We start from the raw sequence: 12,451 nt of genomic DNA, 5'->3' as shown, positions 1-12,451 counted from the left end.
CTTTTTAAATTTAACATTATGATGAAAAAAATTTTTATGTTCTTCGTACTAATTATATGGGCTTATCCCGTTTTAGCACAAGACAAAATGGTGACTGGTGTTGTCACCGATGCTAACGACGGAGTGCCTCTACCAGGAGTAAATGTATTGGTACAAGGAACTACGAATGGTACACAAACCGATTTTGATGGTAACTACACTATCAGCGCTTCTGAAGGTGATGTATTAGTCTTTTCTTATATCGGCACAAAAACACAAAACATTACCGTAGGCACTTCCAGTGCTATAAACGTTACCATGTCAGAAGATGCTAGTCAACTAGACGAAGTTGTTGTAACAGCATTAGGTATTAAGAGACAAAAAAAATCTTTAACTTATGCTACACAAGGTGTTGATACTAAAAGTATTGATGAGGCACGACCACAACAAGATTTGGTAAATAGCTTACAAGGTAAAGTAGCTGGTTTATCCATACAAACTTCTGGTAGTGGTGTCAGTGGATCATCTAAAGTAGTTTTAAGAGGTAACCGTTCTATTGCAGGTAGTAGCCAAGCATTATATATTGTTGATGGTGTTCCATTAGGAGGAGATATTTCCAACTTAAGTCCAGATGATATTGCTTCTATTAACGTTTTAAAAGGTGCCAACGCAGCTGCATTATATGGTGCAAGAGCAAATAACGGTGCTATTTTAATTACTACAAAAACAGGAACTAGCGATGTTACTACTATTGATTTTAGTACTACATTAACAGCAGATACCGGTAATATTATGTTTGACTATCAAAATGATTATGGTCAAGGAAGTGCAGGTATTTTTAACTCAACATCTACAGGTTCTTGGGGACCCAGATTTGATGGTTCTTCTGTGGCAAACTGGTCTCCTAGTCCAGGTATATCACAAAGCTTACCATATACATCACAGTCAAACAATGTTAATGACTTTATGCAAACAGGTGTAAATATTGCCAATAACATTTCTATTAGAACGGGTAACGAGAAAGTTAGAACATTCTTCGGGTATACCAATGAAAATAGAGAAGGTATTGTTGCTGGTAATGAATTGGCAAGACATAATGTTACCTTGAAAATAGATAACAAAATGTACGATGATAAAATTGAACTTAGTGCAAAGGTAAATTACATTAGAACAGAAACAGATAACATATTAGATACTGGCGAAGCTTTCACAAACCCATGGAGACATGCATACAGGTTACCACGAAACATACGTACTTCAGATGCAGAGGTATTTGAATATATTGCAACAGATGGTAATGTTTTACAAAACTACTGGAAACCTGGTGATAATGGTGGTGCAAATCCATATTGGACTTTAAACCGTAACCTAAACGAAAGTGTTAATAATAGAGTTATTGGTTATGCTTCTTTAAAATATAATTTTAATGAAAAGCTTAGCTTAATGGTTCGTACTGCTGTAGATAACAGTACAACTTTTAGAGAGGATAGAGATTATAACGATTCTTATATAGTTGCAGATAATGGAGATTATGAAACAAGGAATAGTATTTCTATTGAATGGAATTCAGATTTCTTATTAAGCTATAATGAAGAGATTAACGACGATTTCAATTTCAACATAAACTTAGGTGGCAATAGCCGAATGGCAGAAAACAAATATGTTTTCACAGATAACCAAGGTTTAAATGCACCGAATATTTTTGCTATAAGTAACGCATTGACTTTAACAGCTGAGCAAGATTTCAATAAAGAAAAAGTTAACTCTCTTTACGCCTTTGGTCAGGTTGGCTTTAAAGATGCTTTATTTTTAGACTTAACATATAGAAGTGACTGGAGTTCTACATTACCTTTTGACAACAATAGGTTCGATTATTACTCTGCTGGTTTAAGTGCTGTTATTTCTGATATGTTTACAATGCCAGAGCCTATTTCATTCTTAAAACTAAGAGGTTCTTATGCAGAAGTTGGTAACGATACTAACCCTTATGCTATTTTCCGTACTGCAAATACAGTAGCCGGTGGTTTTGTACAACTAGAGGCTTCTCAACCAAATACAGGTTTAAAACCAGAACGTACACAATCATTAGAATTTGGTGTTGATGCGCGTTTTTTCAACAACCGTTTAGGTTTAGACTTCACATATTACAAGAGTAATAGTATAGACCAACTATTCCCGGTAAGTGTAGATCCAGCGTTTGGATTTAGTACTAGCTTCGTAAATGGTGGTGATATACAAAACAAAGGTATTGAAGCCATATTAACAGGTACACCAGTTCAAACCAATGATTTTAGCTGGAATGTTTCTGTAAACTTCAGTAAAAATGATAGTGAAGTATTACGTTTAGCTAATAATCTAGAATCTTTGGTTCTAGAAGCAGGCAACCCTTTCTTTAGACAGTTCGAATTAAATGTTGGCGACCCATGGGGTAACATGTATTCTAGAGGTTTTGTACGAGATGACGAAGGTAGAGTTCTAGTAAATGATGATGGAACGCCACAAGTAACAGATGGTAAAGATATATTAATTGGTAACTATAACCCAGATTGGCTAGGTGGTATTAGTAACTCTTTCCGTTACAAAAATCTTAGTTTAAGTTTCTTAATTGATATTCGCCAAGGTGGAGTTGTTGGATCACTTACTAATGCAATTTTAGCTTCAGACGGTGCTTTACAAGCAACTACAATAGGTCGTGACGGTACTTTGGTATTTGGTGATAATGTTTTTGGAAATTTAGAAGTAGTTAAATCAGATGGTTCAACTAACGATATCCAGACAGATGCAGAAACATTCTGGACTGCAATTGGTGGTAGAAACGCACCAGTAGGTGAAGCATTTGTTGAAGATGCATCAAACATTAGAATGAGAGAAATTACTTTAGGGTATTCCTTACCTTCTACACTAATAGATAAAACTCCTTTTAGAAATATAAAACTAACATTGGTTGGCAGAAACCTTTTCTTTATTTCTAATAATGCGAGTGTAGACCCAGAGGTTATTACAGACCCTTCTCTAGCCAGTTCTGATGGTTACGAATCTTTTTCACCACCTACAACGAGAAGTTTAGGTCTTAATCTAAAGTTCGGATTTTAAAAAATTGTACATCTAAAATATGAAAATCATGAAAAATATAAGTTTATTCTTTGGTATAGTCTTGCTCTTAGCTAGCTGTACCGATGATTTTGAAGAAACGAATACGGACCCATTATCATTTGCTATTCCAGCTATTGAAGACAGTGAATTATTACAGGGGCAGGCATTTGCACAAGCACAATATACCAGTATGATGGGACTTCATTGGAGGTTTCAAATATCGCAGAATCTATTTTCTGATATTTGGTGTCAATACTTTGCAACAACCGCATCTGGTTTTGATTCTGATCGTTATGTACAAGTAGGTAACTGGGCAGATTTAGCATGGAGTTCTTTCTACGAAGAGTCTTTACCTCAAATTATTTTGGTAGAAGATGCAACTGAAACAACAGGTAATGCCGTAGGTAATGCCATGATAAAAATATGGAAAGTAAATGCTTTTCATAGGATTACGGATTACTGGGGTCCAATCCCTTACTCAGAAGTTGGTAATACTGATTTGGAAGCTATCCCATATGATTCTCAAGAAGATATTTATAGAAGCTTCTTCGTAACCTTAGATGAAGCAGTAGCGCAGCTAAATGCAAACTTAGACCAAGTAGCTTTTACAAGTGGTGACCGTACATATGGTGGTGATCCTGCAAAATGGTTGACATTCGCTAATAGCCTTCGCCTTCGTTTGGCATTAAGAGTTAAATATGTAGATCCTGTATTAGCGCAAACAGAAGCAGAAAAAGCTGTTAATGCCGGTGTATTTCTTTCTAACGATGACAATGCGTATGTATCTGTTGATGAAATAAACAGAAATCCATTAGAAACCATTACAGATTGGGGAGAATTTAGAATGAGCGCTACCATGGAAAGTATCTTAGAAGGATATGAAGATCCACGTTTACCTCAATATTTTGCTCCAGCCGTGGACGGTGATAGTGATGGTGATGGTAGTGGTTACGAAGGTTTATTAAATGGGCAAACCAAAGTTTCTCTAGAAACTAGTAAAAATGCTAGCCACTCTGACCTTTCTTCTTTATACAAAGATACAGCCCTAGGCGGTGTTAACCCTCCTATTGAAGTTTTAACTGCTGCTGAAGTGTATTTTTTACGTGCAGAAGGTGCTCTAGAAGGATGGGCAATGGGCGGTAGCGCAGAAGAGCTTTATGCTTTAGGAATTACAACTTCTATGGAGCAAAGAGAAGTTGGTGATGCAACATCTATTGCTGAATATGTTGCTAGTACTAATACACCTATAGCTTTTGAAGTAGGAGCAGAACCAGTAGCAGATATTCCTGTTGCTTTCGGTGCAGATGCAGAAATGCAATTAGAACAAATTATCACACAAAAATGGTTAGCTCTTTACCCAAACGGATGGGAAGCTTGGGCAGAACTTAGAAGAACTGGCTACCCAAAACAATATGCTCGTGTACAATCTGAAAATTCAGATGTTGCTGCAGATGAAATTATGAGAAGAATGGTATATGTTTCTTCTCAATTTGATACAAATTTCGAATCAGTATCTACAGCAATTAACGGGACAGAGCTTAATGGAGCTGACAATAACAACACCAAACTTTGGTGGGATAAAAAATAATATTCCTCGATTTATTTTTTTTAAAAGCACCAACTTAGACATTGGTGCTTTTTTTTACCATTTTTTTCAAACTATCTTAGAAGTGCTCATTAAATTATCATATCAATGTATAGGTTATATTCTTTCTTAATTATTCTCATGTTAGTCCTTTCCTGTTCCACACAAGAGGAAAAACTTTTTACGAAATTAGGAGCTAATGAAACAGGAATAAAGTTTAAGAATATACTAAAAGAAACAGAAGCATTTAATGTTTTAGAATATGGTTATTTATATAATGGTGGCGGCGTATCAGTTGGCGATTTAAATAATGATGGTTTACCAGATATTTACTTTACCGGTAATATGGTAGGTAGTAGATTGTATATAAATAAAGGAAATTTTGAATTTGATGAAATAGCAGAAAAAGCAGGTGTATTTGCAGAAGGTCTTTGGAATACTGGCACTACAATGGCCGATGTAAATGGCGACGGATTGCTAGACATATATGTGTGTAGGTCTGCCGCCCCTAGCCCTAAAATGCGTAAAAATTTGTTATTTATAAATAATGGCGATTTAACCTTTACAGAAAGTGCATCCAAATATGGTTTAGCAAATTCAGGCTATTCTACACAGGCTTCATTTTTTGATTATGATAAGGATGGAGACTTAGATGTTTATATACTTAATCATTCCACACAAGAATATGCTGGTTTTGGTCAAATTACCCCTTCATTAAAAAACAAAAAAAACCCTGCTTATTCCGATAAATTGTATCGTAATGATAATGGCAAATTTAAAGACGTGAGCTCAGACGCTGGTTTAGTCTCTAACATCTTAGGTTTCGGTTTAGGTTTAGCCATTTCTGACATTAATAATGACGGCTGGCCAGATATTTATGTATCCAACGATTATAACGAACAAGACTACCTTTATATTAATAATAAAAATGGTTCGTTTACTGAAAGTCTTGAGAAATATATTGGGCATACTTCTTTATTTTCTATGGGCTCGGACATAGCAGATATCAATAATGATGGATATATGGATATCATTACACTGGATATGCTGCCAGAAGGTAATTACCGCCAAAAAATGGTTTCTGGTCCAGATAATTATGACAAATACCAACTGCTAGTCAACTCAGGTTTTTACAACCAAACGATGCGTAATATGCTTCAACTAAATAACAATGGAGAATCGTTTTCAGAAATAGGTCAATTTTCTGGTATATCAAATACAGATTGGAGCTGGGCTTCTCTTTTTGCAGATTTAGATAATGACGGTTATAAAGATGTTTTTATTACCAATGGATACAAAAGAGATTACACCAACATGGACTTCATCAACTTTGCTGTCCAAGAAAAATTAAAAGAGAATAAAACAGGAAAGCAAACGGCTATCATGGAGTTATTGGAAATCTCTCCTGCTACAATAGAAGAAAATTACACTTATCATAACAATGGTGATCTTACTTTTTCGAAAGTAAATTCAGAATGGGGATTAGATAAAAAATCACTCTCTAATGGAGCTGCATATGCAGATTTAGACAATGATGGTGATTTAGATTTAATAGTTAATAACATAGAGGAAGAAGCTTTTATTTATCGAAATAATAGCGAAAAATTAAAAGAGCACAACTATTTAAGAATACGATTAAAAGGTGAAGGTTTAAATACATTTGGTATTGGTTCAAGAATATCTGTAACCACTAAAACTCAAGTTTTAACCCAAGAAGTAATGCCTACAAGAGGTTACCAATCTTCTGTAGATAATACGGTTGTCTTTGGTTTAGGAAAAAATGATACTATACAGGAGCTAACTATTACTTGGCCAGATTTTAAAGAACAAAATCTGCAGAATATACCTAGTAACCAAACCATTATATTACGACAAATTGATGCACAAAAATCCACTACAATTATAGAAACTGATACTACAAGGTATTTTGTTGACATATCCATAGATAGTCTTATTCCTTTCAAACATCAAGAAAACAATTTTGTAGATTTTAAAACAGAACAATTATTACTACATAAACTATCTACTCAAGGCCCTAAAATGGCAAAAGGAGATGTTAATGGTGATGGTCTAGATGACTTGTTTATAGCTGGAGCCAAAGGACAAACAGGACAAGTATTAATACAGCATAAAAATGGTGAATTTAATATTGCTCTAACCGATTTAATAGACGACACTACATCAGAAGATACAAATGCACTCTTTTTCGATGCTGACAATGATAAAGACTTAGATTTATATGTAGTCAGTGGCGGGAATGAATTTGAAAAGAATGCTACAGAATTACAAGATAGACTGTACCAAAATAACGGTAAAGGAAAATTTACCAAATTGAGCAACATGCTACCAGACATGAAAACAAGCGGTTCCGTAGTTCGAGCAAGCGATTTTGATAATGATGGAGATTTAGACTTGTTCGTTGGTGGAAGGTTAGTCCCTGGTGAATATCCAACAGCTCCAAAAAGCTATATATTACAGAATGATGGAAAAGGCCGTTTTACAGATATTACAACGTCTGTAAATGAAAACTTAGAGCATATAGGGATGATTACAGATGCACTATGGAGCGATTTTAGTGGAGATGGCATTGACGATTTAATCGTAGTAGGTGAATTTATGGCAATTCGTTTATTCAAAAATAATGATGGTAAGCTAACCGAAATCAAAAACTCCACATTAAATAATACAAAGGGATGGTGGAATACTATTAAGTCTGGGGATTTTGACAATGATGGCGATACAGATTATATCGTCGGTAATTTTGGTTTAAACTCCCAATTAAAAGCTACTGAAGCAGAGCCTGTGCAATTGTATGTCAAGGATTTTGATAAAAACGGTTCACTAGACCCTATATTAACGTCGTTCATACAAGGGGAAAGTTATCCTGTTTTCTCGAGGGATGATTTAATTGGTCAACTCAGCTATTTAAAAGGAAAATACATTAATTACTCAGACTACGCGGACCAAAAAATTTCAGATATTTTCACAGCAGAGGAATTAAAGAACACAAATATATTAGAAGCCAATTACTTTGCTAGTAGCTATATAGAAAATCTTGGTGAAAATAATTTTAAAATAACACCCCTACCCGCTTCTATCCAATTTGCGCCTATATACGGCATTCTTATAAATGACTTTAATCAAGATGGCAATTTAGATGTACTTATGGCTGGTAACTTTTTCGGTAATCGAGTAAAATATGGCAGGTATGATGCCAATAAAGGCAGCCTTCTATTAGGTGATGGAAAAGGGAATTTTAGAGCTATCGACCAAAAGAAAAGTGGACTTAATATAGATGGAGAAGTAAAGGATATTCAAGCCATCATTAATGCGGACAAAGAACCAATGATCATATTTTCAAGAAACAATCAAATTCCTAAAACGTATAAACTTAATTTTTAATGCGAACACGAATCCAAATTATCGTAGTGCTATTCCTTAGTGGACTTTATTGTTCTGTCACAGCACAATCCATCTCAATTAAAGAAGAAATACTTTCATTAGAAACCTATGGTTTTGGTGAACCTAACCCTGTACCCATTTCGGCAGAAAACCCGAAAATATTTCCCTATTTTAAATTTGAAGAGTATGAGCATACATCTAAAAAGCAAGATTGGAAAGTTGTAACCCTAGAAAATGATTATATAAAAGTACAAGTACTACCAGAAATTGGAGGTAAAATTTGGGGCGCTATTGAAAAAAGTACAGGAGAAGAATTTTTATACAAAAATGAAGTAGTAAAATTTAGAAATATTGCCATGCGAGGCCCATGGACTTCTGGCGGTATAGAGTTTAATTTTGGTATCATTGGTCACCACCCCTCAACAGCAACTCCAGTAGATTACATTACTAAAACCAATGAAGATGGTAGTGTTAGTTGTATTGTAAGCAATCTAGATTTACCTTCAATGACAAAATGGACCGTTGAGATTAAGTTAGAAAAAGACAAAGCGTATTTTGAAACCAATGCATCATGGTACAATGCCTCTCCCCTAACTTCATCTTATTATAATTGGATGACTGCGGCTGCTAAAGCAAGTAATGACTTAGAATTTTTTATCCCTGGCAATAAGCATTTAGAACATAACGGAAATCCACATACATGGCCAATAGATAAGGAAAATCACAACCTAGCCATGTATAATGAAAATAGATTTGGTTCTTCTAAATCTTATCATATCGTAGGTGAGTTTAATGATTTTTTTGGTGGATATTATCATGATACAGAATTTGGTTTTGGACAATGGTCATTATACGAAGAAATGCCAGGACAAAAACTTTGGCTATGGGCATTATCTAGATCTGGCGGAATTTGGGAAGATTTATTAACCGATACAGATGGACAATACATTGAACTTCAAGCTGGTAGACTTTTTAACCAATACCAACCTTCTAATGCTGTAAACCCAATTAGCCAAGTAGGTTTCGACCCCTATGTTATGGATAAATGGAGTGAAATTTGGTTTCCATTCAAGCAAATTGGTGGTATGGTTGATGCTTCACCAGAAGGAGTTCTGAATGTAGAAACCATAGCTGGAGAAACTATTATCAGTGTAAATGCCTTGCAAAGATTAGATACTAAAATTCAGATTTTTAATGGTCATGAAATCATTACAGAATCTTTGAGTTTAAAGCCCATGGAAATCTATTCTAAAAGTATAGCTACAGCAACACCATCCAATGTTGAAGTATCTATAATGGGTACTGAGTTAGAATATAAACCAAAAACCAAATCAACAGATTTGAAAAGACCTTTTTCATCTGATATGGATTTAATAGTTTCTGAACCAGAAAAATTACTTTTAGCTGGTATCGAAGCTATAGAATACCGTGAATATGAAAAGGCAGAAGAACATCTTAAAAACTTAATTAACAATGACCCTTCTAATAGCGTTGCCCTTACCAAATTGGCAGAGCTAGAATACCGAAAAAGTAATTATAAAGATGCATTAACCTATGCAAATACAGTTCTAAGAATGGACACGTATAACCCAAGTGCAAACTATATGGCAGGTATAGCATATAGAGCAATTAAGGATACTGTCAATGCATTAGAATCTTTAGGATGGGCAGCTCGTGATATTAAATTTAGATCGGTATCCTATGCACAAATGGCTGAGTTATATTTAGCTAACAAGCAACTAACACGTGCCGAAACTTATGCTCATAAAGCCATAGACTTTAATACGTATAACTTGAACGCAAGAGAAGTATTATTACTTACCGCAAAAGCAAAAAATGACAACAAAGCTTTGAGTAAGGCAAAAGATAACTTATTAGATATAGACCAGTTAAACCATCTTATTGCTTTTGAAAATAAAACATCAAGTACAAATGCCAGTGCTTTAAATATACAGAACGAATTTAAAGAAGAATCTTTTCTAGCACTTGCACTACGTTACAAAGAACTTGGTTTTAAACAACAAGCCATTACTGTACTGTCTATGTGCAAAGAAACCGTTAAAAATAAATTGTGGCTGGCGTATTTAAAAGAAGGTTCAAATCCTCAAGAAAGTGAGGTTTTGTTAAGAACTGCAATTAAAACTCAAGTTGATTTTGTATTTCCATATCGTAGAGAGGCTATTCCAATTTTAGAATGGGCTATCGCCAAAAATGATAATTGGAAATTAAAATATTACTTAGCTCAAAACTATATTGCAGTTGGCTTAAAGAATAAAGGCATTACTATTTTAGAAGAATTAAAAAATACGCCTGACTCCCCTATTTTCTATCAATTTAGAGCTAAACTACTGCAATCTAATTTAGATAAAAACTCCAAAAAACTAGCTATTACTGATTTACAGACAGCTCTAAATTTACAACCAAATAGTTGGAAAATTTGGGAAAAAAACATTCTATTTTATCAAAATATCGGAGACGCTGAAAGCGCTTATAAACTTTCTAAAAAAGCAACAAAGAAATTTCCTGACAACTATAATATAGCTTTGGCACATGCTAAATCTTTATTAAATTTAGAACGATATAAAGAAGTAGCTATAGTGCTAGAAAACATTAAAATACTTCCTTTTGAGCATGCAAGTGAAAGTAGAAAAGTTTATGAAAAGACATACCAAGCATTAGCCTTAAATGCTATTTTAAAAAATAATTATATCGAAGCAAAAGCCATATTAGAAAAAGCAAAACAATGGCCTGAAAATATTGGTGTAGGTAAACCATATTCACCAGATGAAAGAATTACAGATTATTTGCTTGCAATAACACTTAACAAGCTTAAAGAAGCAGACAAAAGTAAAGTACTGTTAAATTCAGCTTTTGCGTATACTAAAAACCATTATACAAGAAATACTACAAACCATCTTGCAGGTTTATTAGCAGCTAAAAAGCTTCAATTTAACAACAAGGAACTTGAAGACCTATTAAATAAAACTGATAACTTACTTAGTAAAATAGCTATTGCTATTTTCAATAATGATATGGATACTTTAGACACACTTAAGGCTCAAGAATACTTATCAAAATTAGAGCTACATCAACTAAAATTATTAAGTAAACTTTAAATAAGAAAACCTGCTCGTGTCATTCTCCAACATTAACCCAATATATTTAAACTACTGACTTATACTTTTACCGTTTACAACTTGCAACATCTAATTATTCAGATAACAGGCTATTTTTCGTAAAAAAAATCGATGTAATTGATAATAGATGTATATTCTAATAATGCTTCGGTAAATTATTCCGGAGTAAAAGAAGTTTGGATTATATTTTGTAGTACCACTGCCTCAGATAAATGGCGCACGAATATAGTAGCTGTTGAAGATGGTGGTAATTGCTACTTCAACATTAAAATTAATCTAAATACAAAAAAATATTATGACTTAGACATTAATCGTAGTATCTAATAAATGTAACGAACCTTAAGTTTTCCATTTAAAGTCCACAATACTATAAATTCAACGTAAGTCCAAAACTAACATTAGAAGAACGGTTATCTTCTAAAGTCGAATTAAAATTGATTACAGCGTAATTATAAAGCGCAGAAAAACTAATTCTTTTTGTTAGCGGCATTTGCGCCTTAAACTGACTTAAAATTCTATGATTACTAATATTATCGTACAACGGCTGAAAGTAAAAAGTTCCAGTAATATCTAGATTATACTTTTTAAAATTCTGATTTAAAGAAAGGTAACTACTGTTTCTATGATTGTAGAATTTTTGGTCTGATGATGCAACTGACTCTACTTCATAAATATATGAGTTACCCAAATAAGCCAATGTTCCTTTTTTATCTAAAATTTTAAGACGTAAACCAACACCCAATAGGTTTCTATCTGATATGGTCAAATTCTCATTATATTGATTTTGAACAAATGCCTCTAAACGAAACAGGTCTGTCAATTTCTGATTAAACCTAGCATGTAGAAAATATGAATTTTGAAAGTCTTCATCTTTAGATCTTATTAAGCTTACATTTCCTATAAAAAAGTAAATACTCTTAAGATTTTTTGACTTAAACTGCGTTGTAACATTTGAGTTTATCTGAAGAATATACTCGCCATTGTTATCTGTATAATTAAAAAGCAAATCGCTATTTAAAACAAACCTCAACGAGTCTGTATGCATGCGTTTAGATTCAATGTTCACTAACTGAGCCTCCACAGAAAAACTGAGAAAGAATATACAAATACAACAAAATGAAATAATAAAATGTAAGGTCAATTTCATGAAAGAAGATACTTATTACGCTTTAGATATTCGCTTGTAATTTTGTGTTGCAAAACTATTGCTAAATACGTTCTCAGAAAAACATTAAGAGATATCAATAATTCATAG

General features: G+C 33.7%; 6 protein-coding genes. 5 read left to right on the top strand and 1 reads right to left on the bottom strand.

Translation table 11 applies throughout. The features are described 5' to 3' along the window. Positions 1–18: 18 nt before the first annotated feature. The 5 genes from Q0871_RS00070 (at position 19) to Q0871_RS00050 (ending at position 11,520) form a co-directional block, all read left to right on the top strand. Positions 19–3,072 (top strand): SusC/RagA family TonB-linked outer membrane protein, encoded by a 3,054-nt coding sequence (locus Q0871_RS00070; protein WP_299316766.1) that lies wholly within the window; start codon positions 19–21, stop codon positions 3,070–3,072. 28 nt (positions 3,073–3,100) lie between these two features. Then, complete coding sequence (locus Q0871_RS00065) at positions 3,101–4,660, top strand: SusD/RagB family nutrient-binding outer membrane lipoprotein (protein ID WP_299316764.1); 1,560 nt, start codon at positions 3,101–3,103, stop codon at positions 4,658–4,660. A gap of 138 nt (positions 4,661–4,798) precedes the next feature. Continuing rightward, the gene (locus Q0871_RS00060) at positions 4,799–8,059 is read left to right on the top strand and encodes a VCBS repeat-containing protein (RefSeq protein WP_299316762.1); all 3,261 of its coding nucleotides are present in this window, start codon (positions 4,799–4,801) and stop codon (positions 8,057–8,059) included. Next, positions 8,059–11,175 carry a DUF5107 domain-containing protein gene (locus Q0871_RS00055; RefSeq protein ID WP_299316761.1) on the top strand — a complete coding sequence of 1,039 codons (3,117 nt, stop codon included), beginning with the start codon at positions 8,059–8,061 and terminating at the stop codon, positions 11,173–11,175. Before Q0871_RS00060 ends, Q0871_RS00055 begins: the two co-directional genes overlap by 1 nt. A gap of 138 nt (positions 11,176–11,313) precedes the next feature. Next, positions 11,314–11,520 carry a hypothetical protein gene (locus Q0871_RS00050; RefSeq protein ID WP_299316759.1) on the top strand — a complete coding sequence of 69 codons (207 nt, stop codon included), beginning with the start codon at positions 11,314–11,316 and terminating at the stop codon, positions 11,518–11,520. Positions 11,521–11,563: 43 nt separating this feature from the next. Here Q0871_RS00050 and Q0871_RS00045 read toward each other — a convergent pair whose 3' ends face one another. Then, positions 11,564–12,241: a DUF481 domain-containing protein gene (locus Q0871_RS00045; protein ID WP_299316758.1), complete on the bottom strand. Its 678-nt coding sequence runs from the start codon at positions 12,239–12,241 to the stop codon at positions 11,564–11,566. Positions 12,242–12,451 lie beyond the last annotated feature (210 nt).

Source organism: uncultured Maribacter sp. (assembly GCF_947500985.1).
Taxonomy (GTDB): Bacteria; Bacteroidota; Bacteroidia; order Flavobacteriales; family Flavobacteriaceae; genus Maribacter.
This window is presented reverse-complemented; position numbering and strand designations above follow the sequence as displayed.

Bases quoted from the DNA above. Each gene is read 5' to 3' on its own strand.
- Q0871_RS00070 (WP_299316766.1), top strand. From the start codon at position 19: ATGATGAAAAAAATTTTTATGTTCTTCGTACTAATTATATGGGCTTAT.
- Q0871_RS00065 (WP_299316764.1), top strand. From the start codon at position 3,101: ATGAAAAATATAAGTTTATTCTTTGGTATAGTCTTGCTCTTAGCTAGC.
- Q0871_RS00060 (WP_299316762.1), top strand. From the start codon at position 4,799: ATGTTAGTCCTTTCCTGTTCCACACAAGAGGAAAAACTTTTTACGAAA.
- Q0871_RS00055 (WP_299316761.1), top strand. From the start codon at position 8,059: ATGCGAACACGAATCCAAATTATCGTAGTGCTATTCCTTAGTGGACTT.
- Q0871_RS00045 (WP_299316758.1), bottom strand. From the start codon at position 12,241: ATGCATACAGACTCGTTGAGGTTTGTTTTAAATAGCGATTTGCTTTTT.